Annotated in this window: 26 protein-coding genes; 13 read left to right on the top strand and 13 right to left on the bottom strand. The window is 64.5% G+C overall.

The window, feature by feature from the left end; all coding sequences use genetic code 11:
- Nucleotides 1-63 precede the first annotated feature (63 nt).
- Nucleotides 64-1,929 carry a DNA helicase RecQ gene (gene recQ / locus N551_RS0117595; RefSeq protein ID WP_027568033.1) on the top strand — a complete coding sequence of 622 codons (1,866 nt, stop codon included), beginning with the start codon at nucleotides 64-66 and terminating at the stop codon, nucleotides 1,927-1,929.
- A gap of 51 nt (nucleotides 1,930-1,980) precedes the next feature.
- On the opposite strand, the gene N551_RS0117590 is transcribed toward recQ, so the two are convergent.
- Nucleotides 1,981-2,994: a 1-aminocyclopropane-1-carboxylate deaminase gene (locus N551_RS0117590; protein ID WP_007599136.1), complete on the bottom strand. Its 1,014-nt coding sequence runs from the start codon at nucleotides 2,992-2,994 to the stop codon at nucleotides 1,981-1,983.
- A gap of 163 nt (nucleotides 2,995-3,157) precedes the next feature.
- On the opposite strand from N551_RS0117590, the gene N551_RS0117585 reads away from it, so the two are divergent.
- From N551_RS0117585 to N551_RS0117575, 3 genes are all read left to right on the top strand, one after another.
- A complete protein-coding gene (locus N551_RS0117585) occupies nucleotides 3,158-3,622 on the top strand; it encodes an Lrp/AsnC family transcriptional regulator (protein WP_027568032.1) in 465 nt (154 codons plus the stop codon).
- Between the two features lie 45 nt (nucleotides 3,623-3,667).
- Nucleotides 3,668-4,828, top strand: coding sequence for a PLP-dependent cysteine synthase family protein (locus N551_RS0117580; protein ID WP_027568031.1), 1,161 nt, complete (start codon nucleotides 3,668-3,670; stop codon nucleotides 4,826-4,828).
- Nucleotides 4,829-4,938: 110 nt separating this feature from the next.
- Nucleotides 4,939-5,499 carry a carboxymuconolactone decarboxylase family protein gene (locus N551_RS0117575; protein ID WP_027568030.1) on the top strand — a complete coding sequence of 187 codons (561 nt, stop codon included), beginning with the start codon at nucleotides 4,939-4,941 and terminating at the stop codon, nucleotides 5,497-5,499.
- Between the two features lie 13 nt (nucleotides 5,500-5,512).
- Here the strand turns inward: N551_RS0117575 and N551_RS0117570 are convergent, their stop codons facing one another.
- Nucleotides 5,513-7,096: a sensor domain-containing diguanylate cyclase gene (locus N551_RS0117570; protein WP_027568029.1), complete on the bottom strand. Its 1,584-nt coding sequence runs from the start codon at nucleotides 7,094-7,096 to the stop codon at nucleotides 5,513-5,515.
- Nucleotides 7,097-7,536: 440 nt separating this feature from the next.
- Between N551_RS0117570 and N551_RS0117565 the strand changes: the two genes are divergently transcribed.
- On the top strand, nucleotides 7,537-7,782 hold the full coding sequence (locus tag N551_RS0117565) for a hypothetical protein (protein WP_027568028.1): 246 nt from the start codon (nucleotides 7,537-7,539) through the stop codon (nucleotides 7,780-7,782).
- A gap of 48 nt (nucleotides 7,783-7,830) precedes the next feature.
- On the opposite strand, the gene N551_RS0117560 is transcribed toward N551_RS0117565, so the two are convergent.
- Nucleotides 7,831-8,766 (bottom strand): alpha/beta hydrolase, encoded by a 936-nt coding sequence (locus N551_RS0117560; RefSeq protein WP_027568027.1) that lies wholly within the window; start codon nucleotides 8,764-8,766, stop codon nucleotides 7,831-7,833.
- 116 nt (nucleotides 8,767-8,882) lie between these two features.
- Between N551_RS0117560 and N551_RS0117555 the strand changes: the two genes are divergently transcribed.
- On the top strand, nucleotides 8,883-9,770 hold the full coding sequence (locus N551_RS0117555; protein WP_027568026.1) for a branched-chain amino acid aminotransferase: 888 nt from the start codon (nucleotides 8,883-8,885) through the stop codon (nucleotides 9,768-9,770).
- A gap of 155 nt (nucleotides 9,771-9,925) precedes the next feature.
- Here the strand turns inward: N551_RS0117555 and phaR are convergent, their stop codons facing one another.
- Nucleotides 9,926-10,522, bottom strand: coding sequence for a polyhydroxyalkanoate synthesis repressor PhaR (gene phaR, locus N551_RS0117550; RefSeq protein ID WP_027568025.1), 597 nt, complete (start codon nucleotides 10,520-10,522; stop codon nucleotides 9,926-9,928).
- Between the two features lie 303 nt (nucleotides 10,523-10,825).
- On the opposite strand from phaR, the gene N551_RS0117545 reads away from it, so the two are divergent.
- The 3 genes from N551_RS0117545 to N551_RS0117535 all read left to right on the top strand — a co-directional run bounded on the left by N551_RS0117545 (nucleotide 10,826) and on the right by N551_RS0117535 (nucleotide 13,969).
- On the top strand, nucleotides 10,826-12,004 hold the full coding sequence (locus N551_RS0117545; protein WP_027515119.1) for an acetyl-CoA C-acetyltransferase: 1,179 nt from the start codon (nucleotides 10,826-10,828) through the stop codon (nucleotides 12,002-12,004).
- A gap of 241 nt (nucleotides 12,005-12,245) precedes the next feature.
- Nucleotides 12,246-12,971 carry an acetoacetyl-CoA reductase gene (gene phbB, locus N551_RS0117540; protein ID WP_027568024.1) on the top strand — a complete coding sequence of 242 codons (726 nt, stop codon included), beginning with the start codon at nucleotides 12,246-12,248 and terminating at the stop codon, nucleotides 12,969-12,971.
- Nucleotides 12,972-13,099: 128 nt separating this feature from the next.
- The gene (locus N551_RS0117535; RefSeq protein WP_027568023.1) at nucleotides 13,100-13,969 is read left to right on the top strand and encodes a DMT family transporter; all 870 of its coding nucleotides are present in this window, start codon (nucleotides 13,100-13,102) and stop codon (nucleotides 13,967-13,969) included.
- A 34-nt stretch (nucleotides 13,970-14,003) separates the two neighbouring features.
- On the opposite strand, the gene N551_RS0117530 is transcribed toward N551_RS0117535, so the two are convergent.
- Both N551_RS0117530 and gloB read right to left on the bottom strand, forming a co-directional pair.
- Entirely contained in the window at nucleotides 14,004-14,426 is a 423-nt protein-coding gene (locus N551_RS0117530) for a cupin domain-containing protein (protein WP_027568022.1), read from the bottom strand.
- Between the two features lie 37 nt (nucleotides 14,427-14,463).
- The gene (gene gloB, locus N551_RS0117525) at nucleotides 14,464-15,231 is read right to left on the bottom strand and encodes a hydroxyacylglutathione hydrolase (protein WP_027568021.1); all 768 of its coding nucleotides are present in this window, start codon (nucleotides 15,229-15,231) and stop codon (nucleotides 14,464-14,466) included.
- A 109-nt stretch (nucleotides 15,232-15,340) separates the two neighbouring features.
- Here gloB and N551_RS0117520 point away from each other — a divergent pair, with 109 nt between their 5' ends.
- Nucleotides 15,341-16,087 (top strand): class I SAM-dependent methyltransferase, encoded by a 747-nt coding sequence (locus N551_RS0117520; protein ID WP_007599158.1) that lies wholly within the window; start codon nucleotides 15,341-15,343, stop codon nucleotides 16,085-16,087.
- 71 nt (nucleotides 16,088-16,158) lie between these two features.
- Here the strand turns inward: N551_RS0117520 and N551_RS0117515 are convergent, their stop codons facing one another.
- Both N551_RS0117515 and prmC read right to left on the bottom strand, forming a co-directional pair.
- Complete coding sequence (locus tag N551_RS0117515) at nucleotides 16,159-16,938, bottom strand: DUF4167 domain-containing protein (protein ID WP_027568020.1); 780 nt, start codon at nucleotides 16,936-16,938, stop codon at nucleotides 16,159-16,161.
- A 462-nt stretch (nucleotides 16,939-17,400) separates the two neighbouring features.
- Nucleotides 17,401-18,306, bottom strand: coding sequence for a peptide chain release factor N(5)-glutamine methyltransferase (gene prmC, locus N551_RS0117510; RefSeq protein WP_155809767.1), 906 nt, complete (start codon nucleotides 18,304-18,306; stop codon nucleotides 17,401-17,403).
- Between the two features lie 77 nt (nucleotides 18,307-18,383).
- On the opposite strand from prmC, the gene N551_RS0117505 reads away from it, so the two are divergent.
- Nucleotides 18,384-18,803: an HIT family protein gene (locus tag N551_RS0117505; protein WP_027568018.1), complete on the top strand. Its 420-nt coding sequence runs from the start codon at nucleotides 18,384-18,386 to the stop codon at nucleotides 18,801-18,803.
- On the opposite strand, the gene N551_RS0117500 is transcribed toward N551_RS0117505, so the two are convergent.
- The 4 genes from N551_RS0117500 to N551_RS0117485 all read right to left on the bottom strand — a co-directional run bounded on the left by N551_RS0117500 (nucleotide 18,800) and on the right by N551_RS0117485 (nucleotide 23,664).
- Nucleotides 18,800-19,498 carry an ABC transporter ATP-binding protein gene (locus N551_RS0117500; RefSeq protein WP_027568017.1) on the bottom strand — a complete coding sequence of 233 codons (699 nt, stop codon included), beginning with the start codon at nucleotides 19,496-19,498 and terminating at the stop codon, nucleotides 18,800-18,802. The genes N551_RS0117505 and N551_RS0117500 overlap by 4 nt on opposite strands.
- Nucleotides 19,495-21,342 carry an ATP-binding cassette domain-containing protein gene (locus tag N551_RS0117495; RefSeq protein WP_027568016.1) on the bottom strand — a complete coding sequence of 616 codons (1,848 nt, stop codon included), beginning with the start codon at nucleotides 21,340-21,342 and terminating at the stop codon, nucleotides 19,495-19,497. Before N551_RS0117495 ends, N551_RS0117500 begins: the two co-directional genes overlap by 4 nt.
- 11 nt (nucleotides 21,343-21,353) lie before the next feature.
- Complete coding sequence (locus N551_RS0117490) at nucleotides 21,354-22,229, bottom strand: branched-chain amino acid ABC transporter permease (RefSeq protein ID WP_027568015.1); 876 nt, start codon at nucleotides 22,227-22,229, stop codon at nucleotides 21,354-21,356.
- A 100-nt stretch (nucleotides 22,230-22,329) separates the two neighbouring features.
- Nucleotides 22,330-23,664, bottom strand: a complete 1,335-nt coding sequence (locus N551_RS0117485) for a substrate-binding protein (RefSeq protein ID WP_027568014.1) — start codon at nucleotides 23,662-23,664, stop codon at nucleotides 22,330-22,332.
- Between the two features lie 335 nt (nucleotides 23,665-23,999).
- Here N551_RS0117485 and N551_RS0117480 point away from each other — a divergent pair, with 335 nt between their 5' ends.
- Nucleotides 24,000-24,533: a hypothetical protein gene (locus tag N551_RS0117480; protein ID WP_035961511.1), complete on the top strand. Its 534-nt coding sequence runs from the start codon at nucleotides 24,000-24,002 to the stop codon at nucleotides 24,531-24,533.
- 112 nt (nucleotides 24,534-24,645) lie between these two features.
- Nucleotides 24,646-25,116 carry a MarR family winged helix-turn-helix transcriptional regulator gene (locus N551_RS0117475; RefSeq protein WP_027568012.1) on the top strand — a complete coding sequence of 157 codons (471 nt, stop codon included), beginning with the start codon at nucleotides 24,646-24,648 and terminating at the stop codon, nucleotides 25,114-25,116.
- A gap of 33 nt (nucleotides 25,117-25,149) precedes the next feature.
- Here the strand turns inward: N551_RS0117475 and prfA are convergent, their stop codons facing one another.
- Complete coding sequence (gene prfA / locus N551_RS0117470; RefSeq protein ID WP_027568011.1) at nucleotides 25,150-26,235, bottom strand: peptide chain release factor 1; 1,086 nt, start codon at nucleotides 26,233-26,235, stop codon at nucleotides 25,150-25,152.
- Nucleotides 26,236-26,286: the final 51 nt, after the last annotated feature.

Genomic DNA, 26,286 nt, shown 5'->3' with positions numbered 1-26,286 from the left:
CACGCCTGCGCGGTCATGCGACTGGCCTTGTGACGAATCTCACGGCCTCACCCCGACATGCCCATGTCCTCTCCTTCCACCGCTCCGCTGCCTGCGCCGGCCCAGGGCCGCGATGCGCTGTCGGTGCTGCGTTCGGTGTTCGGCCTGCCCGGGTTCCGCGGCGCGCAGGGCGAGATCATCCGGCACGTCACGGACGGCGGCAATTGCCTGGTGTTGATGCCGACCGGCGGCGGCAAGTCGCTGTGCTATCAATTGCCGGCGCTGCTGCGCGATGGCTGCGGTGTCGTGGTGTCGCCCTTGATTGCGCTGATGCGCGACCAGGTCGCCGCCATGCTCGAAGCAGGCGTCAACGCCGCCGCGCTGAACTCGTCGCTGACCCCGCAGGAAGCCTCCGACATCGAGCGGCGCCTGATCGCGGGTGATCTCGACCTGCTCTATGTCGCGCCGGAACGGCTGGTGACGCCGCGCTGCCTGGCGCTGCTGGCGCGGGCGAAGGTGGCGCTGTTCGCGATCGACGAGGCGCATTGCGTCTCGCAATGGGGCCATGATTTCCGCCCCGAATATGTCGGCCTGTCCATCATTTCCGAGCGTTTTCCCGACGTGCCGCGCATCGCGCTGACCGCGACCGCCGACGAGTTGACCCGCAAGGAAATCGTCGAGCGGCTTCAGCTTGCAGACAGTCCGCACTTCGTCTCCAGCTTCGATCGTCCCAACATCCGTTACGAGATCGTCGACAAGCGCAATGCGGTGTCGCAGCTCAAGGATTTCATCCGGGAGCGTCACGCAGGCGATGCGGGCGTCGTCTATTGCCTGTCCCGCAAACGGGTCGAGGAGGTCGCCACCGCGCTCGACGACGCCGGCATTGCGGCGTTGCCCTATCACGCCGGGCTCGACAGCAGCGTGCGTTCGCGCAACCAGGACCGCTTCCTCAACGAGGACGGCATCGTCATCGTCGCGACCATTGCCTTCGGCATGGGCATCGACAAGCCCGACGTGCGCTTCGTCGCGCATCTCGATCTGCCCAAGAGCATCGAGGCTTATTACCAGGAGACAGGGCGCGCCGGCCGTGACGGCAAGCCGTCGGCGGCCTGGATGGCCTACGGTCTCTCGGACATCGTGCAGCAGCGCCGCATGATCGACGAGTCGAGCGGCTCCGAGGAATTCAAGCGGGTCTCGATCGGCAAGCTCGATGCGCTCGTTGGCCTTGCCGAAACGCCGCACTGCCGGCGTCGGCGGCTGCTCGCCTATTTCGGCGAGATCGTGATGAGCGAGGGCTGCGGCAATTGCGACAATTGCCTGACGCCGCCGAAAATGCGCGACGGCAAGGTGCTGGCGCAAAAGCTTCTGTCCTGCGTCTATCGCACCGGGCAGCGTTTCGGCGCGATGCATCTCATCGACGTGCTGATCGGACGCCTGACCGAGAAGGTGACGCAGTTCGGCCACGACAAGCTCACGGTGTTCGGCATCGGGCGCGAACTCAACGAGAAGCAGTGGCGCACGGTGCTGCGGCAGCTCGTGGCGATGGGACATTTGCTGAGTGACAGCGAAGCTTTCGGCGCGCTGAAGCTGACGGATTCGTCGCGCGGCGTGCTGCGGGGCGAAACGGAAGTGTGGCTGCGCGAGGAAGCGCCCGGCACCCGGATCCGTTCGAGCCGCGCCAAGTCCCGCCGCGGTGATCTGGCGCCGGCGGCCGGTGCGCCGCAGGGCGATGTCGATCCTGAATTGCGCACGCGGCTAAGAGCTTGGCGCTCCGACATTGCCCGCGAACGTGGCGTGCCGGCCTACGTGGTGCTGCACGACGCCACCATCGACGGCATCGTTCGCGCATGGCCGACCACGATGGACGAGCTGCGCAATGTGCCCGGCATCGGCGACAAGAAGCTCGAGCACTACGGCGACGAGCTGCTGCAGATTGTCAGGACGCGGTAGGGGCTCGGTTCGTACCCCGGATTGCGCTGCGCTCCATCTGGGCTACCGACCTCAGCCGTTCCGGAACGCATACCCGTAGCCGTTCAGCGCCGGCGCGCCGCCGAGATGGGCGTAGAGGATCTTCGCGCCCTTCTCGAAATAGCCCTTCTGCGTGAGATCGATCAGGCCCTGCATCGACTTGCCCTCGTAGACGGGATCGGTGATCATGGCTTCGAGACGCGCGGTGAGGCGGATCGCCTCCTTGGTCTCTTCCGACGGCACGCCATAGGCGGGATAAGCATAATCCTCGATCAGCACGACGTCGTCGGCGACGAGATCCTGGCCGAGCTCGACGAGCTTGGCCGTGTTCTGCGCGATCGAGAGCACCTGCGCCTTGGTCTGCGCCGGAGTGAAGGAGGCGTCGATGCCGATCACCTTTCGCGCGCGGCCATCGGCGGCGAAGCCGACCAGCATGCCGGCATGGGTCGAGCCGGTGACGGTGCAGACCACGATGTAGTCGAATTTGAAGCCGAGCTCGGCTTCCTGCTTGCGCACTTCTTCGGCGAAGCCGACATAGCCGAGGCCGCCGAATTTATGCACGGAGGCGCCGGCGGGAATCGCATAGGGCTTGCCGCCCGCCGCCTTCACCTCCTCGATCGCCTCCTCCCAGCTCTTGCGGATACCGATGTCGAAGCCGTCGTCGACCAGGCGCACGTCGGCACCCATGATGCGCGACAGCATGATGTTGCCGACGCGGTCATAGACGGCATCCTCGTGCGGCACCCAGGCCTCCTGCACCAGACGGCACTTCATGCCGATCTTGGCCGCGACCGCCGCGATCATGCGGGTGTGGTTGGACTGCACGCCGCCGATCGAGACCAGCGTGTCGGCGTTCGAGGCGATCGCGTCGGGGATGATGTATTCGAGCTTGCGCAGCTTGTTGCCGCCATAAGCGAGCCCGGAATTGCAGTCCTCGCGCTTGGCGTAGACCTCGACGTTGCCGCCAAGGTGCTTTGACAGCCGCTCCAGCTTCTCGATGGGCGTCGGACCAAAGGTCAGCGGATAGCGCGCGAATTTTTCGAGCATCGTCAGGTCATCCCGATTGGCGTTAATGTCTCCAAAAATGGTAGCATCGCTCTGCAAAAAGGTGCTTTCAAATATTGTGCCTCTATTGCGCATGATCTTGCGATAGTGGATCAAACACGCCGTATTCCTTTCGGAATTGGTGCCAAGTACGGAAGATCCTTCCATGTCCGCTCGTCTTGACCGTATCGACCTTAAGATGTTGAGATTACTGCAGAATAACGGCCGGCTCAGCAACGCCGAGCTGGCCGAAACCGTCGCCATCAGTCCCGCCACCTGCCATCGCCGCACCCAGCGCCTGTTCGAGCACGGCTTCATCGCCGCCGTCCGCGCCATGATCGCGCCGAAGAAGGTGGCGAAGGGCACGCTGGTGATGGTCGGGGTCGTGCTCGACCGTTCGACGCCGGAGAGCTTTGCGATCTTCGAGCAGGCGATCACCAGGCTGAAATTCGTGCTCGACTGTCACCTCGTCGCCGGCGACTTCGACTATTTCCTCAAGATCCGCGTCGGCGACATGGAGGACTTCAATCGTATCCATGGCGAGCAACTGATCGCACTGCCCGGCGTGCGCCAGACCCGCACCTTCTTCGTGATGAAGGAAGTCGTCGACAACGCGCCGCTGGAGTTTTGAGCGGAAGCTATTGATGCGCGATCGGCATCATGAGAGATTCAGGTGATGCAGCCATTTCCCTTCCGCCACCTCAATCCGGCCGGACCGGCCTATCGGCGCGGTTGGGTCGACGAGGCGGTCGCCGCGATCGAGGCCGACCAGTGCCGCACGGCCGACACGCATCTGATCCGGCTGATCGTGCCGGCGCTCGCTGGCATCGACATCTATCTGAAAGATGAGTCGACGCATCCGACCGGTAGCCTGAAGCACCGGCTCGCGCGCTCGCTCTTCCTTTACGCGCTCTGCAACGGCCACATCCGCGAAGGCACGCCTGTCGTCGAGGCCTCGTCGGGATCGACCGCAGTGTCGGAAGCCTATTTCGCGCAGATGATCGGCGTGTCCTTCTATGCCGTGATGCCGCGCACGACCTCGGCGGAGAAGATCGCCGCGATCGAGCATTACGGCGGTAACTGCCATCTGATCGACGACGGCCGCGCGCTGTATGCGGAGGCCGGCGCACTGGCCGCACGGCTGGGCGGCCACTACATGGACCAGTTCACCTTCGCGGAGCGCGCCACCGACTGGCGCGGCAACAACAACATCGCCGAATCCATCTTCACGCAATTGCAGGGCGAGCCGCGCCCGCTGCCGGACTGGATCGTGATGGGCGCGGGCACCGGCGGCACCTCGGCCACCATCGGACGCTATTTGCGTTATCGCCAATATCCGACGCGGCTCTGCGTTGCCGATGTCGAGCATTCCGCTTTTTTCGACTGCTTCAGCTCGCAGGACCGCTCCCATGTTTGCGACCGCCCCTCGCTGATAGAAGGTGTCGGGCGGCCGCGCTGCGAGCCCTCCTTCGTGCCGGGCGTGGTCGACCGCATGATGAAGATCCCGGATGCGGCGACGATCGCGGCGATGAACGTGCTATCGCGCCGGCTGCGCCGCGCGGTGGGGGGCTCGACCGGCACCAATTTCCTGGCGCTGTGCAGGCTCGCCTCGGACATGCGAAAGGCGAATCAGACGGGATCGCTGGTGACGCTGATCTGCGATTCCGGCGAGCGCTACCGGCAGACCTATTATGAGCCCGCATGGCTGAAAACGCGCGGACTCGATCCAGCGCCGTTCGAGGCGGCCTTGTCGTCGTTCCTCGATACAGCGCAGCCACTGGCACTTGAGTTCGAAGACGTAACGAATCCGCAGAACTTGCGAAATCCTGAGGCCTGATAGCTGGCGCCTCCCTGCCATTGCAAGATTGCACGGCCGTCACGGCAACTTCACTTGCCTTGCGCGCGCCTGCGGGCGAGTTTCGCGGCTTCTCAACGAGGAGACCTGCCGTGCGCCTTCCCATTCTCGACCCGAAAGACCTGAGTGCCGAACAGAAGCCGCTCTATGACGACATGCGAGCGGGCATCAAGGATCACTTCAAGGGCTTTGTGAACATGCGCGACGATGGCGCGCTGCTCGGGCCCTGGAATCCCTGGATCCGTGAGCCGCGCTTCGGCAAGCCGGTGTGGGAGCTGGTCAAGGCGATCGCGGCGAACCCGCTGCTGCCGGCGCCGGTGCGTGAGGTCGCGATCCTCGTCACCGGCTCGCATTTCCGCTCCGGCTACGAACTCTATGCGCATGTGCTGGTCGCCGAGCAGCGCGGCCTCTCCGACGAGAAGCTCGCGACCATCGTCGCCGGACAGCGGCCGGTCGATCTCACCAAGCAGGAGGCCGTCGCCTACGACGTGGCGTCCGCATTGGTCAGCGGCGGCGTGCTGCCGGAACTGACTTATCGGGCCGCGGTCAAGGAATTCGGCGAGCACGGTGCGGCCGAACTGTCCTATCTCGTCGGCGTTTACTGCATGGTGTCGGTCACGCTGAACACGTTCGACGTGCCGGTGCCGGACTAGATCTGCGGTGCGATCACTCCGCCGCCTTGTTCATGGGCGGCGGAGGCGACCAGGCAATACAGCGATTGCGACCTTCGGCCTTCGCCTGGTAGAGCGCGTGATCGGCCGCGCTCATCAAGGCGTCCATGCCGGACATGCTGACACTTGCTTCCGCAATGCCGATGCTCACGGTGACGCCGAACTGAATATGGTCGGCGGCGATCTGTGCGCTCATCACGCGTTTGCGGATTCTCTCGGCGACGATTCTTGCACGCGACAGGCTGGTTTCGGGCAGCAGAATCGCGAACTCCTCGCCGCCGAAGCGGCCGACGACGTCCGATTTGCGCTTGCCATCGAGGCATGCGGCGGCCACGGCCTTGATCGCTTCGTCTCCGACCGCGTGACCATAGCGGTCGTTGACCGACTTGAAATGGTCGATGTCGAGCATCAGGACCGAAACGGAGCGGTAGTAGCGCTGGAAGCGGCTCCATTCGGCCTCGAGCGAGCCCAGCAAATGGCGGCGGTTATAGAGACCCGTGAGCGGGTCGGTGGTGGCCAGGCGCTCCAGCATGTTGGCCTTGTTGGTGAGATCGGTAATATCGACATAGGTCAGCATGCGGCCGCCGTTCGACATCGTGGTGCAGTGGGCCCTGATCCGCCGCGCATCCGGCGTCTGGAGGTCGCGCACATGATCGCCCGCCTTGACTTCGGCGACGCGCTTGACGGGAAATTTCGCCAGTTCGTTCGCCGGCAGATCGGGCGCGCTCGCACGGTGCACCCGGCTCACCAACGATGCATAGGTCGGGCGGGCGGCGGCTTCCTGTTCGCTCACCTCCCAGAACCGCCGCATGCGCCGGTTCATGAAGCTGGCGTTCAGGTCGCGGTCAAGCAGCAGCACGCCGTCCTCGACGTTCTCGAGCGCGTCGCGCAGCAATTTCAGCTCGTCGGAGTAGCGCACGATGTCGGTGACCGGCGTATAGGTCAGCATCCGCCCGCCGTTGGGCAGAGGCGTGCATTGCATCCGAACGACGTCGCCGCTGGTACGGCGCAGGTCGCGCGGCGACGCATCGCCTACCTGTATTTGACGGACGCGCTCGGCGACATAAGCCTCCAGCTCGGCCGGCGGAATCTCGTAGGCGAGCGTATCGCGGCCATGATGCATCAGCGTCACAAATGACGGGTTGCTGTTGGCGACTTCATCCGGCAACAGCCACATCTGCCGGAACGCCCGATTGATCAATTGCGCGCGGAGATTGGCATCCAGCAGCACGATGCCCAGTGGGACGAAATCGAGTGCCGCGCGAAGCGCCAGCATCTGTCCGCGCATCAGCGAATCGGTCGGCCGCTCCTGCTCGTCCACGGCCTTCGGATCGACATGATCTTCCGCTCCGAGCGCAACCCCGACCTGACGGTCCGATCGCCAGAGCACACGGCAGGAGAGGATCTCCTGGCCTGCGAGCCGGAGCTGGAACCGATCGGGCACGCCGAGGCTGCTCTGCATCTCCAGCGTCGCGCCGTCTTCGGACATCCGGCGCACGACGCAATCGATCGTCGACTGACCGAAGTTGAAGAAGATCTGGCCGGCGAGGAACGTTCGTTCCGATACCAAGCGGGGCATTCCCAACCTCCCAAGCGGAATTGGCTCAGTTTGCCGCAAGCTTATTTGCCGAAAGGTAAGGCGGTGCGCGATTGCGCGAGAGGGCTAACAATTGGTTCACGCATCCGGCGTCGTTTACGTCAGCGGAGAACGCGAAAAGCCCTTCATCATCAACGATGAGCGGGAGCGGCCTTGCTCCGATATGCGTGAAAATGCGGACGCTCCGCTTTACGGAAAATCCACTACGGTCCGCAGTCAGCCGCGCACCGCGTAGAGCGGCGTCCGCAACGTCACGCGTTTGCCCTGATGGCGGAACTGCCTGTTGGATGGAATGTGATCGCCCGCGTGGTCAAGCGGTGTCCGCAATCGGTGGACGGTGCGAATGCACGCAGGTACGTTGCCGTGGCCGCACGGACACAATCCGCGCCAGAGTGCAGGCCGGACAATGGAGAACGATAGCCATGGACACGTCACGCCGCATCCTGCTCGCCGGACTGGCGGGATTCGCCGTTGCGCCGACCGCCGCTGGAGCCGCGCCCTCGATCGCGGCCGATGACGTGACGGTCGCCGAAGAGCGCTTTGCGCGCATGATCGCAGCTGCGCATGCGCCCGACGTCACCTGCGTGCGACAGGCCGAGCGTTATGCGGACGCGCATTGGCCAAACTACGTCGCGGCGGCGCGTTCCGTCATCGCGGCGAGAGCGTGAGGCATTCTCTTTCCTCTCCCGTTGCGGGAGACGGCAACACGAGGTGTTTCACGTCCCCACCGCCCGCCTTACCTGCTCACCGATCTGCGACAGCACGAGCTGCGCCTGCGGCAGGATGGCGCCCATGGCGTGGAAATTGTGAACCATGCCCTCGTGGCAGACGTGCTCGACCGTGACGCCCGCGGCGAGCAGCTTGCGCGCATAGGCATTGCCCTCGTCGCGCATCGGATCGTACTCGGCGGTGTGGATGATGGCGGTCGGCAGGCCCGAAAGCCGTGTCGCGCGCAAGGGCGAGATGCGCGGATCGGCCGCATCCAGGTCCTCGGGCAGATAATCGGCGAGATCGGCTTCGATCGTGACGCGGTCGATCAGGTGGCCCTCGGCGAATGCCTCGCGCGAAGGCGAGGCCTCCTCGAAATCCAGCACCGGGCAGATCAGGCATTGCGCGACGATGGAAAGGCCCGCGGCCTGCGCCGCCTCCTGGCACACGATCGCAGCGAGCGTTGCACCGGCGGAATCGCCGCCGAGCACCAGACGCCCGGCGTCGATGCCGAGCGATGCGGCCTCGCGCGCCACCCATTCGGTGGCGGCGATCGCATCGTCCACGGCGGCGGGGAATTTGTGCTCGGGTGCCAGTCGGTAATCGACCGAGACGAGACGGCAGCCGGTCGCATGTGCCAGCGCCGCCGCGATGCGGTCATGCGTGGCGATGCTGCCGGCAACGAGCCCGCCGCCGTGAAAGAACACGAAGCCGGGCGCGCGATCAGCCGCGCCTGCCGGTGAATAGAGGCGATAGGGCAGCGCGTCGCCCGGACCAGGCAGGATGCCGTCGGACGTCGTCACGTCAGGCGCATCGGCGCGCGCAAACTGCATCAGCTTTGCCAATGATTGCCGCCGTGCCTCCACGCTGGGCCTGCTCCGTGCCTGCGGCGCAGCCGCAGCCATCATGGTCAACAAACGCTTTGCGATCGGATCGAGCGGCATGGCGCCTCCTTTTCCTCCGGGGAGGGTAACTCACCATTTTCCCACAGGGAATCATTTAGAAATTGCGCCCAATAGTGGCGCTATAATGCGGCACCACGCCAAGGGAGAGGCCGGTCATGGCCGAGATCAAAAAGCCAATCGAATATTCGGCGAGCTGGACCTTCTTCGAGGGCAAATGGCATGACGGCAATGTGCCGATCATGGGCCCGCGCACGCATGCGGCTTGGCTCGGCTCGGTCGTGTTCGACGGCGCGCGGGCGTTCGAAGGCGTCGCGCCCGATCTCGACCGTCACGTCGCCCGCGCCAATCAATCCGCGATCAACTTCGGCCTGAAGCCGGTGGTGGATACCGGAACCTGGCTGACGCTCGCAAACGACGGCATCGCACGCTTCGCGTCGAATGCCGAGCTCTACGTCCGTCCGATGTACTGGGCGCGGAACGGCTCGGGCGGCGGCGTGCTGTTCGATCCCGAGACCACCGATTGGTGCCTGTGCATCTACGAGGCGCCGATGCCAAAGCCGGTCGGCAACGCGATCACGCTGTCGCCGTTCCGCAGGCCCACCGCCGAGTGCGCCCCGGTCGAGGCCAAGGCCGCCTGTCTCTATCCGAACAATTCGCGCGCGCTTGCCGAGGCCGCCTCGCGCGGCTTCCAGAACGCGCTGATGCTCGACATGCTCGGCAACGTCGCGGAGTTCGGCAATTCCAACGTGTTCATGGCCAAGGACGGCGTGGTCTACACGCCGGTACCGAACGGCACCTTCCTCAACGGCATCACCCGCCAGCGGGTCATCAGCCTGCTTCGCGCCGACGGCGTCACCGTGGTCGAGAAGACGCTGCGCTATGCCGACTTCCTCGCCGCCGACGAGATCTTTTCTACGGGCAATTTCGCGAAAGTCGCGCCGGTGATCCGCATCGATGATCGCGAGCTGCAGCCGGGCCCGCTCTACACCCGCGCGCGCAAGCTCTATTGGGACTTTGCCCACGCGGTGAAGCTGGCGGCATAGCTTCCGCAGTTTCCCCGTCATTGCGAGCAAAGCGAAGCAATCCAGGCTGCCTCCGCGGAGGGATTCTGGATTGCTTCGCTGCGCTCGCAATGACGAGGTGGGGGACTGCTGAGGAAATCAGCGGGCCGCGGCGCTCGCGACGCGAGCGCGAGGACCTACTCGTCCTTCTTCGACATCCGCTCGAGGCGTTCCTGCATGTCCTTCATCTGCTGGCGCAGATCGTCGATATTGCTGTCCTTCGGGGCTTCGGCGGTCGGCTCGGGCGCCGGCTCCGCGGAGCCGGCGGGGCGGCCTGCGCCGGGCGCGAAAGGCTTGAACATCGAGAAGGTCTGCTGGAACAGCTCCATATTGCGGCGGACCTGTTCCTCCAGCGGCGCAAACGGGGTCCCGGACAGCGAGGTGGCGATCTGCTTGCGGAACTTCTCCTGCTCCTGCGTGAGCGACGCGATGGCCTGCTCCAGATATTTCGGCACCACCATCTGCATGCTGTCGCCATAGAAGCGGATGAGCTGGCGCAGGAAAGTGGTCGGGAGCAGGTTCTGGCCGGCCTTGTTCTCCTGCTCGAAGATGATCTGGGCAAGTACGGAGCGGGTGATGTCGTCGCCGGTCTTGGCGTCGTAGACCAGGAAATCTTCGCCGTCCTTGACCATGGAGGCGAGGTCTTCCAGCGTCACGTAAGTGCTCGTCCCGGTGTTATAGAGCCGGCGGTTCGCGTATTTCTTGATGGTGGTGGGTTGGTCTGATTTCGCCATGGGCTCTCACTTGCAAGCGCGGAGAACGGGAACCTGACGGGCTATGCCGCAGGGCGGGAAGAGTACGCAACGCAACAAAATAAGCATTTTCAAAGGGGTCACGCTACCGTTTTGTGCGCCACGGTTAATCGGGCAGCAAAAACGTGCTTGCGAAAGCGCCAAGAACGCTATTTTGAATGCGCTGCGGGATGAATTCGGCCGTCGGCCGATTGACATGCCTCAACGACGTTAACAGGATGCCGTCCGAGACTGGCGAGCCGTTTCCCCAGCCCCGTCTGCCCCCATTCAACCCAGGAGATGCCCATGTCAGACGATGTCGTCATCGTCAGCGCCGCCCGCACCCCGGTCGGAAGCTTCAACGGAGCGTTCGCAACCCTTCCCGCTCATGATCTCGGCGCCATCGCCATCAAGGCCGCGCTGGAGCGCGGCGGCATCGAGCCCGGCCGGGTCTCCGAAGTCATCATGGGCCAGATCCTGACCGCCGCCCAGGGTCAGAACCCGGCTCGCCAGGCTTCGATCAATGCCGGCATTCCGGTCGAGAGCCCGGCCTGGGGCGTCAACCAGCTCTGCGGCTCGGGCCTGCGCACCGTTGCGCTCGGCTATCAGGCACTGCTCAACGGCGATTCCGAGATCGTGGTCGCCGGCGGCCAGGAATCCATGAGCATGGCTCCGCACGCCCAGTACCTGCGTGGCGGCGTCAAGATGGGTGCAGTCGAATTCATCGACACCATGATCAAGGACGGTCTGTGGGACGCCTTCAACGGCTATCACATGGGCAACACCGCCGAGAACGTCGCGCGGCAGTGGCAGATCACCCGCGCCCAGCAGGATGAGTTCGCGGTCGCCTCGCAGCAGAAGGCCGAAGCCGCGCAGAAGGCCGGTAGATTCAACGACGAAATCGTTCCCGTCACCATCAAGGGACGCAAGGGCGATGTCGTCGTCAGCGCCGACGAATATCCGCGCCATGGCGCAACGGTCGACGCGATGGCGAAGCTCCGTCCGGCCTTCGAGAAGGACGGCACGGTCACCGCGGGCTCTGCGTCGGGTATCAATGACGGCGCTGCGGTCGTGGTGCTGATGACCGCCAAGCAGGCTGCCAAGGAAGGCAAGAAGCCGCTCGCGCGCATCGTGTCCTGGGCGCAGGCCGGCGTCGATCCGAAGATCATGGGCTCGGGCCCGATCCCGGCCTCGCGTGCCGCGCTGAAGAAGGCCGGCTGGAATGTCGGCGATCTCGACCTGATCGAGGCCAACGAAGCCTTCGCGGCGCAGGCCTGTGCCGTCAACAAGGATCTCGGCTGGGATACCTCCAAGGTCAACGTCAACGGCGGCGCGATCGCGATCGGCCATCCGGTCGGTGCCTCCGGCGCGCGCGTTCTGGTGACGCTGCTCCACGAAATGCAGAAGCGCGATTCGAAGAAGGGTCTCGCCACGCTGTGCATCGGCGGCGGCATGGGTATCGCGATGTGTGTGGCGCGCGACTGAAGATAGTTGCCGCGTCATTTGCGCGTGCGCTGCACACGTGACTGAGTGCGTTGCACGCGATTAAAAAGGCGGCGGTTGCAAATCAAATATTCTTCGCAACCGTACAAGCCTCGACTAAAGAGAAACGCCCGGCTCGACGCCGGGCGTTTTGTTCTTGATGTCCGTCAAACGTGCCCCATAATCCGCGCTTAAAAACGATCACTCAGAAACGTCCGAAGAGTCCAAGGGAAGGAAATACGATATGGCACGTGTTGCATTGGTGACGGGTGGTACGCGGGGCATCGGAGCTGCGATCAGCAAGGCGCTGAAGGCGGCCGGCTACAAGGTGGCGGCGAGCTATGCCGGCAACGACACCGCAGCGGAGAAGTTCAAGGCCGAGACCGGCATCGCCGTCTACAAATGGGACGTCAGCAGTTTCGATGCTTGCGCCGAGGGCGTGAAGAAGGTCGAGGCCGAGATCGGCCCGATCGACGTGCTCGTCAACAATGCCGGCATTACCCGCGACACCGCCTTTCACAAGATGACGCTCGAGCAGTGGAACGCCGTCATCAATACCAACCTCGGTTCGCTGTTCAACATGACGCGTCCAGTCATTGAAGGCATGCGTGCGCGCAAGTTCGGTCGCATCATCTCGATCTCGTCGATCAACGGCCAAAAGGGACAGTTCGGCCAGGTCAACTATTCCGCGGCAAAGGCCGGTGACATCGGCTTCACCAAGGCACTCGCGCTCGAGAACGCCAAGGGCGGCATCACCGTCAACGCGATCTGCCCCGGCTACATCAACACCGAAATGGTGCAGGCCGTGCCGAAGGACGTCCTGGAAAAGAACGTGATCCCACAGATCCCGGTCAACCGGCTCGGCGAACCGGAAGAGATCGCGCGCGCGGTCGTGTTCCTGGCGGCCGACGAGGCCGGCTTCATCACCGGCTCGACACTGACCATCAATGGCGGCCAATACCAGGCCTGATGACGCCAATTCTCTCCGCTGGACGTCGCTGAGCCAAATGCCTGTAGCTTCAGGCGCGACAAGGCGATAGTGAAGACGAAAATGCCCGGCCTCGTGCCGGGCATAAACGTCCTCAGAGCCTTTGATCGATGACTCCCCGCACGGCAACGCTGATCGGATTGACCGCGATCCTGATGTGGTCGCTGCTGTCGGCGATGACGGTGGCGACCGGAAAGATCCCGGCGTTCCAGCTGGCCGCGATGACGTTCGCGATCGGCGGTCTCGTCGGCCTGCTCACCTGGATCGGCCGCGGCGAGGCGGCCAAAAGCCTGCGTCAGCCGCTGGCCGTGTGGACCGTCGGTGTCGGCGGATTGTTCGGCTATCACGCGCTGTATTTCCTCGCGCTGCGCTTTGCGCCGCCGGCTGAAGCCGGCCTGCTGAATTATCTGTGGCCGCTCCTGATCGTGCTGTTCTCGTCGTTCCTGCCGGGCGAGCGGCTTGCCGTGCATCACGTCGTGGGCGCCGTGCTCGGCCTCGTCGGCACCGTGCTGCTGTTCGCCGGGAACACCTCCGGCTTCACGCAGGGTCAATTGCCGGGATTGGCCGCGGCCTTCATCGCAGCGTTCGTGTGGGCGACCTATTCGGTGTTGTCGCGGCGATTGAAGGCGGTGCCGACCGATGCGGTCGCGGGATTTTGCCTCGCCACCGCGGTGCTCGCCGCGCTGATGCATGGACTGCTCGAAACCACGGTGTGGCCGGACACGACCTTGCAATGGCTCTCCGTGATCGCGCTCGGCATCGGTCCGGTCGGTGCTGCGTTCTACGCTTGGGACATCGGCATGAAGCGCGGCGACATCCGCGTGCTCGGCGCCGCGTCCTACGCGACGCCGCTACTCTCGACCGGCTTCCTCATCGCCGCCGGATTCGCCAATGCCAGCGCCAATATCACCATCGCGGCGATCCTGATCGCCGGCGGCGGCCTGATAGCCGCGAAGGACATGGTGCTGCGAAAGCGGTAGCGTCATTGCCGGCGCAAGCCGAAGCGACGGGGCCTTAGGGCTCCCAGCCCTTGGGCGCGAGCTCGAACTTCGCGAACTCGAAGGCCGGCGCCACAGTGCAGCCGACCAGGGTCCACTCGCCGGTGGTCTCCGCCGTCTGCCACGCATCCGCCGGCACGATCGCCTGTGGCCGCTCGCCGTTCAACAGGTCCGTGCCGAGCCGCACCTCGTGCTGGGAGCAGCCGTCATGGGCGATGCGCAGCGTCAGCGGGCTGCCGGCGTAATAGTGCCAGCTCTCGACAGCATCGATGCGGTGCCAGTGCGAACGCTCGCCGCGTGCCAGCAGGAAGTAGATGAGGGTCGAGCGCGCGCGGCCGTTGGTGTCGGTGGTCTGATCGCGAAACGTCTCGCGATAGTGCCCGCCTTCGGGATGCGGTCGGAGTTCAAGGCGCGCGATGATCTCGGCTGCGGTCGGCATCGATTCCCGTCAGGATTTGATCTTCAGGACTTGTTCCTCAAGACTTATTCTTGCGCTCGCGCAGCTCGCCGAACACCGCGGTGGCATCCGCGCCCTTCATGTGCAGCCTGGCTGCGATCGAGGGTTCATCAGCGCGCAGGAACACGTTTGTCCGCTTCTCGTCACCAAGCAGCGAGGGAATGGTCGGCTTGTTTTCGGCCCGCAGCCTCGCCACCTCGGCCGCGCGCGCCTGCAGCGCCGCATTGTCGGGGTCGACGGCCAGCGCGAACTTGACGTTGGACGCCGTGTATTCATGGCCGCAATAGAGCTTGAAGTCGTCGGGCAGGGCACGCAGCTTCAGAAGCGAATCCCACATCATCGGATAGGTGCCCTCGAACACGCGGCCGCAGCCGATCGAGAATAGCGTGTCGGCGGCGAACAGCGCTTTCTCGGTGTCGAACACGTAGGAGATGTGGTCGAGCGTGTGGCCGGGCGTCTCCAGCACGCGCCCCAACAAGCTGCCGACCTTGACGATTTCGGCGTTGGCGACGCGCAGGTCGACGTCTGCGATCTCAGTGGTCTTGTCATGCGGCGCGACGACGCGGCAATTGTATTTCTGCTTGAGTTCGGCGACCCCGCCGACATGATCGCCATGATGATGGGTGATCAGGATGTCGGTGAGCTGCCAGCCCTCGCGCTCGAGCGCCTTCAGGATGGGACCGGCCTCCGGCGCGTCGATCGACGCCGTCGCCTTGGTTTCCACATCGTGGATCAGGTAACCGAAATTGTCGTTTAAACAGGTGAAAGTACGAATTTCGGCGGCCATGTCATCTCCGATCGCGCTCAGCTCCGTCAGACAAATATGGCGTTAACGTTGCGCAGGCAATGCCATATTCCGCGCGCGGGGGCCGCCTCGTGCATGTTACATTGCGATCATGACCATTGATGTCGTCGACCTCCGCGAGTTCTACTCCCGTCGCCTCGGGATTGTGGCGCGGCAAATGATCAATCGCGGCATTCGGGAGCGCTGGCCGCGCGTCGATGGCCAGCGGGTGCTCGGCTTCGGCTATCCCACGCCCTATCTCGGGTTGTTCCGCGAGGACGCGGAGCGCTGCATCGCCTTCATGCCGTCGGCCCAGGGCGTCCTGAAATGGCCGACGGGACGGCCGGCGCTCGCCTCGCTGGTGGACGAGTTCTCGCTGCCGCTTCCCGACGCCGCGGTGGATCGCATCCTGCTGGTCCACGCACTGGAAATGTCGGACGATCCGGCCGCGCTGCTGCGCGAGGCGTGGCGCGTGCTGTCCCCGTCCGGTCGCGTGATTGCGGTGATCCCGAACCGGCGCGGGGTGTGGACCCGCACCGACAGCACGCCGTTCGGTCACGGCCGGCCCTATTCGCGCTCGCAGATCACCGATCTGTTGCGCCAGACTTGGTTCACCCCGACCGCCTGGGGCGAGGCGCTGTTCATGCCGCCCTATGCTGGCGGCTGGGTGCTGAAATCCGCGCAGATGTGGGAGCGCGCCGGCGCGGCGCTGTCGCTGCCCTTTGCCGGCGTGCACATCGTTGAGGCGACCAAGCAGGTCTACCGCGCGATCCCCGCCAAGCGCGAGCGGGCGCGGCTGATTCCCTCACTGGCGAAGCCGGTGCTGGTGCCGTCATCGACGACGGCGACGCGCGGCTAAAAACAAATCGTCCCGGACATGCCGGGACGATTCAGGTCAGGGTATCTGGCGCAGGATGTCCGGCGAAAGGTTTACTCGCCGGGGGCCACTTCGTCGCTCGAGGCGGCCGGAGCGGCTTCGCGCTCGGGGCGCGGGCCATTCGGGCGGCGGCGCCGCCGCGGAAAGCGCTCGCCACCACCAGCACCTTCGAAGCCGGCCTGGCCGGGCGCGCCACTGTTCACCTGCGGCTGCGGACCGGTGATGAAGGACGGCAGACGATCGACGCTGACCGCGTCGGCGACGACGGGCTGGGGCTGGTTCAGCGGCAGCGGTTGCGGCTGGGGCTGATATTGCGGCTGCGGACGATGGTCGCGTTCGCGATGCTCGCGCGGCTGCTGATTGTCGCGCTGATAGTGGTTGTCGCGGGGCTGATGATCGCGCGGGCCGTCGCGGTCGCGCGTGAAGGGCGGCGGTGGCGGCTGTGGGACAAACCCCGGCTCCTGGCCGAAATTCGAGAAATTCTCGCCGTCGTCCTCGCCGTCGTCGCCGCTGCTGTTGATGGGCTCATCGCCGCGCGGCTGCTGGTTCTGCCGGAACTGCTCCTGAGCCGTCGCGATCAGGCGAAAATAATGCTCGGCATGCTGGTAGTAGTTCTCGGCCGCAACGGGGTCTCCGGAGGAGCGCGCGTCGCGCGCGAGCTGGAGATATTTTTCAGCAATATGCGAAGCCGTGCCGCGGATCTTGATGTCGGGTCCGTTGGACTCGTAGACCCGGGTCATCGGGTTCTGGCCGCGCCGGTTATTATTGTTGTTATTGTTATTATTATTATTGTTGCGGTTGCGCATCCGCTGCTTGTTCTGACCGTTTCTCATGTCCTGCCTTTAATTCCAGCCCTAAAGGTTGCACGCATTACTGATTGCCGAGAGTGACCTGATGACAGCGGTTCACATCGCTTGCGCGCAACCGCACGCAAGAGCGGCTTGATCCCTGCCGATGTTCGTCGACCGTCGCGTTCAACAAAAGACGCGTTCCCCACCGCCAGCATCCATCGCCAGCGAACCCATTCATATCGCCTGCCGAAACAAGCCCTGCTTTGTTGCGTAAGTCTTCAAGCGCAATATCAGGCTTTCGTTCACGTTGCGGTCGGTAAGCAGCGCAGCTCAAATGGCCATCGCGCTCAACAGGACCTGCGGCTTGGAACCTTTATCAGTAAGCTCTCGCCCGAGAGCCCGGCTTTCGCCCGTAAGTCTACGGGGCCGGCACCGATGTGTTGATCGGAAGGTAGTCGTTCCCAAGGGATATTCCAAGAGGTTTTTTGCAGCCCAATCCGGCTTTTATGGGGGCATTTTCCGGGCCGAAACCGCCCGCGGGATGCCCGCCAGATCGGCCTTGGGCGACCTGTCCACGACCAACGCGGCAGCCGTCAGCAAGGTTTCAATATTTCGGGCCTGGCCCTGTCCGGCCTCGACGATCAGTGCTCCGCCGGGGGCGAGACGTTCAGCCGCCTGCGGGATCAGGGCGCGATAGGCGTCGTAACCGTCATTGCCGCCGTCGAGCGCCAGATGCGGATCATGCTCGCGCACCTCGATGCTCAGTTTCGGAATTTCTGCCGACGGGATGTAGGGCGGGTTCGACACGACGAGGTCGAACGGGCCGCGGAGCGCCGCTGCGTAGGAGCAGGCGACGAAGCTGGCGCGGTCGGCGAGGCCCAGAGCCGCGGCGTTGTCTCTGGCGGTGTTGAGCGCGGTCAGACTGAGATCGGTGCCGACGCCGAAGGCGCCGGGAATCTCGTGCAGCAGCGCGAGCAGGATGGCGCCGGATCCGGTGCCGATATCGGCGATGCGTAGCTGATGGGAGGCTTGCCGCTCGTGAAAGATTTCGAGCGCGAGTTCGACCACCGTCTCGGTATCGGGACGCGGCACCAGGGTCGCCTCGGATAGCTGGAACGGCAGGCCCCAGAATTCCCGAGCGCTGAGAATGCGGGCGACCGGCTCATGCGCGAGCCGGCGCTTTGCGTACGCTTCCAGCCGCGCAGCCTCTTCAGGTGCGAGTTGCCGGGCCGCCTGCGTCACCATGCCGGTCAGATCAAGCCTCAGCGCAGCCCCGACGAGCAGGCGCGCATCGAGAGCGGGCTGCTCGATGCCGGCCGATTGCAGCCGTGCCGCAAGCGCGCGCCGCGCACTCTCGATGCTGTGTCCGGGATCGAAATCTGTCGCCAATGGAACTATCCTGCCTGGCATCGTGGATAGGCCGGCTGGCTTGCTTGCGTCAACGGAAAGGAGCGCGTCAGATCGCGTCGCGCAACGAAGGAGGGTCCATGACGCCCTACGACGATCAGAACGTCTTCGCAAAGATCCTGCGCGGCGAGATCCCCTGCTTCGAGGTTTTCAGGGACGACCGTAGCCTCGCCTTTCTCGATATCATGCCGCGCTCGCCCGGGCACACGCTGGTCGTTCCCCGGGCGCGGGCACGCGGCATCCTCGACATCGCGGATGACGACCTCGCCGCGGTCGCCCGAACCGCCAAGCGGATCGCGATTGCCGCGATGAAGGCGTTCGACGCCGAGGGCATCATCCTTCAGCAGTTCAGCGAGCCGGCCAGCGGCCAGGTGGTCTTTCACCTGCACATGCACGTCATGCCCGTCAGGGCCGGAATCGAGCTGCTGCCGGCGCAGACGCGCAAGGAGGACATGACGGTGCTCGCCGCTCACGCCAGGCTAATGATCGCCGCTCTCTAGACGCCGAGATAGCGCTGGAGCAGCTCCGGCTGGGCCTTGAGCTCCCGCGCCGGCCCCTCGTGCACGATGTGTCCGTTGTTGATGATGTAGATCCGGCTCGCCAGCGCCAGCGTCGCCGCCAAATTCTGCTCGACCAGCACGATGGTCTGGCCGGCGGCGGCGAGCTCGCGGCAGGCCTTGACGAGATCGTGAACGATGACGGGCGCGAGCCCCTCGAACGGCTCGTCCAGCAGCACGATCTTGGGGTCGCGCACCAACGCCCGTGCGATCGCGAGCATCTGCTGCTCGCCGCCGGAGAGCTCGGTGCCGCGGTTGTTGCGCCGCTCCTTCAGCCGCGGAAACATTTCGTAGATCCGATCGAGCGGCCAGCGTTTCGGCGCAGTGATGCCGGCGAGGACGATGTTTTCCTCCACCGACAGGCTGCCGAAGATGCGGCGTTCCTCGTGCACGAGCTGCATGCCGGCCTGGGCGATTCTGTGGCTCTTTCGTCCGGCGATATCAATGCCGTCGAACTTCACGCTGCCGCTACGCGGCGTCACGACGCCCATCAGGCTCTTCAGCGTGGTGCTCTTGCCGGCGCCGTTGCGACCGAGCAGCGCCACCACTTCGTGACGCGCGACGTGCATGGCGACGTCGAACAGGATGTGGGAGTCACCGTAATAGCTGTTCAGGCCGTTGACCTCGATCAGGCTCATGCGGCGATCTCCCCGTGAACTCCGCCGAGATAGGCTTCCTGCACGGCGGCGTTGGCCTTGATTTCCTCCGGCGTGCCGTCGAGCAGAACCTTGCCTTCCTGGAGCACCGTTACGCGTTCGACCAGCTCGAACAGCGAATCCATGTCGTGATCGATGATGATCATGGTGCGCCCTCGCGCGATCGATTTGAGCAGCTTGACGGTCTCGACGCGCTCGCGTGGGCTCATGCCCGCAAGCGGTTCGTCGAGCAGCAGCAGGCGCGGCGAGGTGGCGAGCGCGAGGCCGATTTCGAGCCTGCGCTTCTCGCCATAGGCGAGCTCGGATACCGGCGTATCGGCCCGGCGGCTCAAATTGACGAGGGCAAGCGTGTGCTCCACCTGCTCGGTCAGGCCCTTGACGCTGGAGAGCTTGCGGAACAGGTCGAGCCGAAATTTTCCACGTAGCTCGGCCAGCGCTGCGATCGTCAGGTTCTGCCGCACCGTCAACCCGGTGAAGAGCTGGTTGACCTGATAGCTCTTGGTGAGGCCGAGCTGGCAGACCTCGGTCACCTTCAATCCCGTGATGTCTCGCCCCTCGAATACGATCTGGCCGGAGCTCGGCGCGATCTCGCAGGTCAGCATCTTGAAGAAGGTCGATTTGCCGGCGCCGTTGGGGCCGATGATCCCGCGCAGCTCGCCCTGATTGACGCTGAAATCGATGTCGCTGTTGGCGACGAGACCGCCATAGCGTTTGGTCAGGCCGGTGGCTTTCAGGATCGGCCCGGAATAGGCGGGATGCGCGACCTCCTTGGCCTGCATCGGCGCCGGTGGGGGTTGCAGTGTGGCCTCGGCGTCAGCGGCCTCCTGCTCCATCTCCGCATCCGTTCGCTTTCGCTTGCCGGAGACGAGGCGGTAGAGATCGGCAAGACCGCCGATGATGCCGCCGCGCAGGAAGCAGACCAGCAGCACGAAGACGACACCCAGCACCAGCTTCCAGGCCGCGCCGAGGCCCAGCGCGGACTGAAGGAAGTCCTGAAGGAAGAGCCAAACGGTTGCGCCGACCAGCGGTCCGAACAGCGTGCCCCTGCCGCCGATGGCCGTCTGCATCACGAGCTGGCCCGAGGTGTCGAAGGTGAAGGCGTCGGGCGGCATGAAGGCCTGGAGCACGCCGAGCAGTCCGCCGGCGAAGCCCGCGTAAGCGGCTGCGATCACGAAGGCGGTCAGCTTGTAGCCATGGATGTTGTGTCCGACGGCCGTGGCGCGCAGCGGATTGTCGCGGATCGCACTCAGAATCGCGCCGACCGGCGAGCGCACGATCCTGAGGGCGATGACGACGCCGACGAAGTAGCACAGCGCGATGAACTGATAGAGCGACCAGCCATTGGTGAAGTGGATGGAGGTGAAGCCGAGATCGAAGCTCGGCGTCGGTACCCCCGGCAAGCCGTTCTCGCCGCCGGTGAAATCGGAAAGTGGATTGAACTCGACGAAGTAGAACACCTCCGCGATCGCCACGGTGATCATCGCGAAATAGATGCCGGTGCGGCGCAACGCGATCAGGCCGATCAGGTAGCCGGTCGCGGCCGCCGCGATCATGCCGATGATCAGCGCGCCCAGCACGTTGCCGAAGCCCGCGCGGGTCAGCAGGTAGGCGGCGACGAAGCCGCCGGTGCCGTAGAAGGCGGATTGGCCGAACGAGAGCAGGCCGGTGAAGCCGAACAGGATGTCGAAGCCGAGGCCGAACAGGCCCCAGACCAGGATCCTGTTCACGGTGTTCGGCGCGAAGCCGAGATGAGGCAGCACGAAGGGGGCTGCGATCAAGCCGATCGCGGTCAGGGCTTCGATCAGGAAGGGGCGTTGCTTGAGCATCAGGAGATCGCTTACTCGCGGCCCTGGACGCCGAGCAGGCCATGCGGTCGTACCACGAGCACGAGCGTCATCGCCGCAAACAGCATCACATAGGCGTAGCCGGGGTTGAACATGGAGGTGACGCTGATGATCTCGCCGGCGATCAGGCCGCCGAGAATTGCGCCGGGGAACGAGCCGACGCCGCCGATCACCACCACCACGAAGGTCTGGACCAGGATGTCGTCACCGATGCCCGGTGTCAGCGACACCACCGGCGCGTTGACGATGCCGGCAAAGCCGGCGGCCATTGCGCCGATGCCGAACACCACCATGAAGACGCGATAGACATTGATGCCGAGCGAATCGACCATCACCGAATCCTCGATGCCGGCGCGCACAATCATGCCCAGCCGGGTCCGGTAGAGGACGGTGAACAGTGCGCCGAGGGCGACCGCGACGATGCCGACGACGGCGAGGCGGTAGGTCGGATAGAACATGAAGCCGAGATTGGTGATGCCCCGGAACAGGGCCGGCGGCGGCACCAGCTGCGACTGGCTCGAGAAGATCAGGCGCACGAGCTCGACGAAACAGATGCCTAGCCCGAAGGTCACGAGCAGCTGATCCTCGTGCGGGCGGTGATAGAAATGGCGGATGATGACGCGTTCCATGAGAACGCCGAGCAGCATCACGAACAGCGAGCCCGCGATCACGGCGAGGATGAACGACTCCGTGTACTGGTAGGCGACGAAGCCGGCATAGCCGCCGATCATGAACATCGCGCCGTGCGCGAGGTTGAGCACGCCGAGCGTGCCGTAGATGATGGTCAGGCCGGAGCTGATCAGCGCGAGCAGGGCGCCGAGCGCGAGCCCGTTGAAAAGCTGCGAAACGAGGTTGGGCCAACTTATCATGCGACAATCGCTGTTGTGGCGCGCGATGGTGCGCGTCCAAAAAAGGGTGACGCCGCAGGACCGGAGTGCAGTCCGCGGCGTCACAGGGGTTAGCGAGGTCTCAGCTGTAGTCGCCGAGATGGCAGCCGAAGGCGTCCGGCTTCTGCATCAGGCTTTCCCCCGGGACGATCTCGACGACGTCGTACCAGTCTTCCTTGTTCTTCATGTCCTTTTGCTGCTTGCCCTTGACGATGATCACCGGCCGGACGCACTGATGGTCCTCGGGACGGTAATGCACTTCGCCCACCAGGGAGGGGATCGTCTCGCCCTTCTCGTAGGCCTTGATCACGTCGGGCGGGCTGAAGCTGCCGGCCTGCTCGCACATGTGCGCCCAATGCGCGAAGCTGACATAGGCGTTCTCCGCGCCCCATTCGGGCTTGTAGCCGTACTTCTTCTCGAATGCTTCGTTGAACATCTTGGCGAGCGGGAATTTGTCTTCGATGGTCCACCAATAATCGGTGGCGGCGTAGACGCCCTGCATCAGGCCGCCGGTCTCGCGCGCGATGAAAGGCACCTGGTAGGGGACGACCAGCTTCATCTTGTCGAGCACGCCGAACTGCTTGGCCTGTTGTGTCGACAGCACGGCGTCGTGTCCCCAATTGACGTTGATGAGCACATCGGCGCCTGAATTCGCGACGTTCAGCAGATAGGAGGAGTAGTCGGGTGCGCCGAGGGGCGCCACCTGGTTGGTGGTCGTCGTCCAGCCCGCTGTTGCGAGGAAATCCTGCATGGATTTGGTGACGGTGTGGCCGTAGGTGTAATCAGGCGTGAGATACGCGGCCTTCTTGCCCTTGCCGAACTCACGTACCATCACCGGGCCGATCGCTGCAGCCGCAGTCTGGCCGTAGAAGTTCTGGCGAAAACCGTAGCGGACGCAATCCTTGCCAGTGGTATCGTTCGAGCCGGAAATGCCACACACGAAAATGACGTGTTCGCGCTGGGCGAGTTTGTTCAGCGCCACTGCAACGGCGCTCGACGTGCCGCCGGTGATCATGATCGCCTTGTTCTCGCTGATGAAGCGCTGCTGCGCCTGCACCGCCTCGTTTGGCTTGGCCGCGGAATCGGCGACGCCGAACTTCAGCTCCTTACCGAGCACGCCCTTGCTGGTCTTCGGCGATATCTTCTTGATCAGGTCGTGCCCGCTGTTGATGTGCTCGATCGCGAGCTGATAGCCCTTGAGCTCGTCTTCACCCTGCACGGCATAGGTGCCGGTGCGCGGCACGGAGATGCCGATGAAGGCGGTGGAGCCCGAGACCCCGGCGGGGTAGGAACCGATCGCCAGCTTGTCCTCGGCAAACGCCGGCATCCCGGGCAGAACCGCGCCGCCGATGAGGCCCGCGGTGGTCTGAAGCAGGCCACGGCGCGAGAGGCCGCGGCGGATGAGATTGTCAGTCATGATCGTTTCCTCCGAACATCGTTCTTGTTTGCAGGCAAAGCACGACCTGTCCGGCGGCAGCCGGCCTCAAGGGCCTGCCCGCGCCGGGCACGTCACATCCGCGTGTAGCTCTTGGACGCAAGCATTGCTTGTGAACGCCTTCTGTCAATTTCGCCTTTGGTCGAACGACGAAAATTATCTCGTGAAAACATATCGCATCACGATATATATTAGTCTTTGTGAGTACGAAGCTGGCGGGTTCGGCGAGAGAAATGGCGCGGCAGACGACGGTGGCGGGTACCCGGAAGCGACGGTCGTGGCCGCAAGGTGCGGAGCGGCAGGAGGCGGGGTGGCCAGTGGAAGAGGCGAACGGGCAGCGAGCGACACCGCACTCCGGCGATGCCTCGCGCATGCCCGATCCGCGCAACTGGCCGGCCGGCCGGCGCGGGCCCGCCGTCGGCCCCGTTCAGGCGAAGCGCGCACCCGGCCCGATGCAGATGCTCAGCGTGCGCGCCCAGAACGTCCTCAAGGAGCTCGCGGTCGAGCTCACTGCTGAGCAGCCGCCGAAGGGGAATTGGTCGCCCTCGCGCGAATTGCTGCTTGCTCTGACGGCTGAGCGCCTCGCCACCGCGCGCAATTGCGGCCCTCACACGATGAGGGAGATCATCGACTGGGCGCAGGGCTGCGGCGTGACCATCAAGCCGGTGATCCCACCCGGCGGCTCGCTGTCGCAGATGTGGGCGGAGATGATTACCAATGCATCCGCCGGTACCTTGACCAGCTCCGAGATTGCCGGCGCGCTGCAGCGCTCGATCCGGCGGAAAAGCGTCCGCATCCCGATCGCGTTACAGGTCATCCTGGTGAAGATCCTGCTGTCCAGCTTCGAATAGGTGGCGATATTTGTGCATCCGGGGCGCCGGTCGGTTGGTTCGGCCTGACCTTCCTTGCTAGTCTCGGTGAGGCCGCCCGTTGCACCGGCTGGCTCGACGTCGCAGGCAGGGAATGGCCCCATCGAAGCGGAAGACGACGCGCCCGACGCGTGCTGTGCCCACAAAGAGTGGCGCGATGCGCGAGGCCGACTACGCGGCGCTTGCGCAGTTTCGCTATCAGCTCCGAACCTTCCTGGCCTTCAGCGAAGCCGCGGCTCAGAGCGCCGGGTTGACGCCGCAGCAGCACCAGGCGCTGCTGGCGATCAAGGGATTGGCTGCCCCTGACGGCGCCAGCGTCGGCGACATCGCGCGCTTCCTGCTGATCCGGCACCACACCGCGGTGGAGCTGGTGGATCGCATGGCGAAACTGAAGCTGACTGGCCGGGAAGCCGACCCCGATGATGCGCGGCGCGTCCTGGTCAAGCTGACAGCGAAGGGCGAGCGGAAGCTGCGATCCCTCTCGCGCATCCATCTGGACGAGCTCAGCGCCGCCGCGCCCGGTTTGGGCAAGATCCTGCGAGCGTTTCGAGCCAAGAGACGCTGAAGACACGCTGAAGAAAGCGCGAAGCCGCGAGCTTTACGCCGCCGCGCCCTGGGCGGCGAGCTGCGCGGCCTGGTGCTCGGTGGTCAGCGCGTCGGTCAGTTCGCCCAGCGCTTCGCCCGCGATCACCTGCGGCAGCTTGTAGAGCGTCAAATTGATGCGGTGATCGGTGACGCGTCCTTGCGGAAAATTGTAAGTGCGGATGCGCTCGCTGCGGTCGCCGGAGCCGACCTTCTCCTTGCGCTCGGCCGAGCGCGCCGCGTCGAGGCGTTGCTGCTCGGCGTCGTAGATGCGCGAACGCAGGATGTTCATGGCGGAAGCGCGATTTTTGTGCTGCGAGCGGCTGTCCTGCATCATCACCACGATGCCGGTCGGGATGTGGGTGATGCGGATCGCCGATTCGGTCTTGTTGACGTGCTGGCCGCCGGCGCCTCCGGCGCGCATCGTCTCGATACGCAAATCATCGTTCCGGATCTCGACATCGACCTCCTCGACCTCGGGCATCACGGCGACGGTGGCGGCGGATGTGTGGATGCGCCCCTGCGTCTCGGTGTCCGGCACGCGCTGCACGCGGTGCACGCCGGATTCGAACTTCAGCTTCGAGAACGCGCCGCGGCCCTGCACCTCCGCGATGATTTCCTTATAGCCGCCGACGCTGCCTTCGCTGGCCGAGATCACCTCGACCTTCCAGCCCTGCAGGGCCGCGAAGCGCTCGTACATCCGGAACAAATCGCCGGCGAACAGCGAAGCCTCGTCGCCGCCGGTGCCGGCGCGGATTTCCAGCACCACGTTGCGGTCATCCATCGCGTCCTTCGGCAGCAGCGCGACGCGGATCTTCTGGACCAGCTCCTCGATCCTTGGCGTCAGCTCGCCGCGCTCGGCTTCCGCCATGGCGCGCATCTCCGCATCGGTCGCGGGGTCGGCGATCAGCGCTTCGGTGTCGGCGAGCTCCTTGACGGCCGATCGATAGGTCTTGACCGCTTCGATCAATGGCGTGAGCTCGGCGAGCTCACGCGTGATCTGCACATAGCGTTCGGAAGCGAGCTGACCGAGCGATTCGGCCTCCAGCGAGGCGTGATGCGCGAGCAGGACGTCCAGTTTGGCTTCGGGGAGTGACGACATCGGTTCAGTCTCAAAATGCGGAAAAGGGCGAGGCGGCGGGAAGCGGCGACA

The organism is Bradyrhizobium sp. URHA0013 (assembly GCF_000518345.1).
GTDB lineage: Bacteria > Pseudomonadota > Alphaproteobacteria > Rhizobiales > Xanthobacteraceae > Bradyrhizobium.
This window is presented reverse-complemented; position numbering and strand designations above follow the sequence as displayed.

Excerpts from the sequence above, each read along its gene's own strand:
- recQ (WP_027568033.1), top strand. The coding sequence starts at position 64 with ATGTCCTCTCCTTCCACCGCTCCGCTGCCTGCGCCGGCCCAGGGCCGC.
- N551_RS0117590 (WP_007599136.1), bottom strand. The coding sequence starts at position 2,994 with ATGCTCGAAAAATTCGCGCGCTATCCGCTGACCTTTGGTCCGACGCCC.
- N551_RS0117585 (WP_027568032.1), top strand. The coding sequence starts at position 3,158 with ATGTCCGCTCGTCTTGACCGTATCGACCTTAAGATGTTGAGATTACTG.
- N551_RS0117580 (WP_027568031.1), top strand. The coding sequence starts at position 3,668 with ATGCAGCCATTTCCCTTCCGCCACCTCAATCCGGCCGGACCGGCCTAT.
- N551_RS0117570 (WP_027568029.1), bottom strand. The coding sequence starts at position 7,096 with ATGCCCCGCTTGGTATCGGAACGAACGTTCCTCGCCGGCCAGATCTTC.
- N551_RS0117565 (WP_027568028.1), top strand. The coding sequence starts at position 7,537 with ATGGACACGTCACGCCGCATCCTGCTCGCCGGACTGGCGGGATTCGCC.
- N551_RS0117560 (WP_027568027.1), bottom strand. The coding sequence starts at position 8,766 with ATGCCGCTCGATCCGATCGCAAAGCGTTTGTTGACCATGATGGCTGCG.
- N551_RS0117555 (WP_027568026.1), top strand. The coding sequence starts at position 8,883 with ATGGCCGAGATCAAAAAGCCAATCGAATATTCGGCGAGCTGGACCTTC.
- phaR (WP_027568025.1), bottom strand. The coding sequence starts at position 10,522 with ATGGCGAAATCAGACCAACCCACCACCATCAAGAAATACGCGAACCGC.
- N551_RS0117545 (WP_027515119.1), top strand. The coding sequence starts at position 10,826 with ATGTCAGACGATGTCGTCATCGTCAGCGCCGCCCGCACCCCGGTCGGA.
- phbB (WP_027568024.1), top strand. The coding sequence starts at position 12,246 with ATGGCACGTGTTGCATTGGTGACGGGTGGTACGCGGGGCATCGGAGCT.
- N551_RS0117535 (WP_027568023.1), top strand. The coding sequence starts at position 13,100 with ATGACTCCCCGCACGGCAACGCTGATCGGATTGACCGCGATCCTGATG.
- N551_RS0117530 (WP_027568022.1), bottom strand. The coding sequence starts at position 14,426 with ATGCCGACCGCAGCCGAGATCATCGCGCGCCTTGAACTCCGACCGCAT.
- gloB (WP_027568021.1), bottom strand. The coding sequence starts at position 15,231 with ATGGCCGCCGAAATTCGTACTTTCACCTGTTTAAACGACAATTTCGGT.
- N551_RS0117520 (WP_007599158.1), top strand. The coding sequence starts at position 15,341 with ATGACCATTGATGTCGTCGACCTCCGCGAGTTCTACTCCCGTCGCCTC.
- N551_RS0117515 (WP_027568020.1), bottom strand. The coding sequence starts at position 16,938 with ATGAGAAACGGTCAGAACAAGCAGCGGATGCGCAACCGCAACAATAAT.
- prmC (WP_155809767.1), bottom strand. The coding sequence starts at position 18,306 with ATGCCAGGCAGGATAGTTCCATTGGCGACAGATTTCGATCCCGGACAC.
- N551_RS0117505 (WP_027568018.1), top strand. The coding sequence starts at position 18,384 with ATGACGCCCTACGACGATCAGAACGTCTTCGCAAAGATCCTGCGCGGC.
- N551_RS0117500 (WP_027568017.1), bottom strand. The coding sequence starts at position 19,498 with ATGAGCCTGATCGAGGTCAACGGCCTGAACAGCTATTACGGTGACTCC.
- N551_RS0117495 (WP_027568016.1), bottom strand. The coding sequence starts at position 21,342 with ATGCTCAAGCAACGCCCCTTCCTGATCGAAGCCCTGACCGCGATCGGC.
- N551_RS0117490 (WP_027568015.1), bottom strand. The coding sequence starts at position 22,229 with ATGATAAGTTGGCCCAACCTCGTTTCGCAGCTTTTCAACGGGCTCGCG.
- N551_RS0117485 (WP_027568014.1), bottom strand. The coding sequence starts at position 23,664 with ATGACTGACAATCTCATCCGCCGCGGCCTCTCGCGCCGTGGCCTGCTT.
- N551_RS0117475 (WP_027568012.1), top strand. The coding sequence starts at position 24,646 with ATGGCCCCATCGAAGCGGAAGACGACGCGCCCGACGCGTGCTGTGCCC.
- prfA (WP_027568011.1), bottom strand. The coding sequence starts at position 26,235 with ATGTCGTCACTCCCCGAAGCCAAACTGGACGTCCTGCTCGCGCATCAC.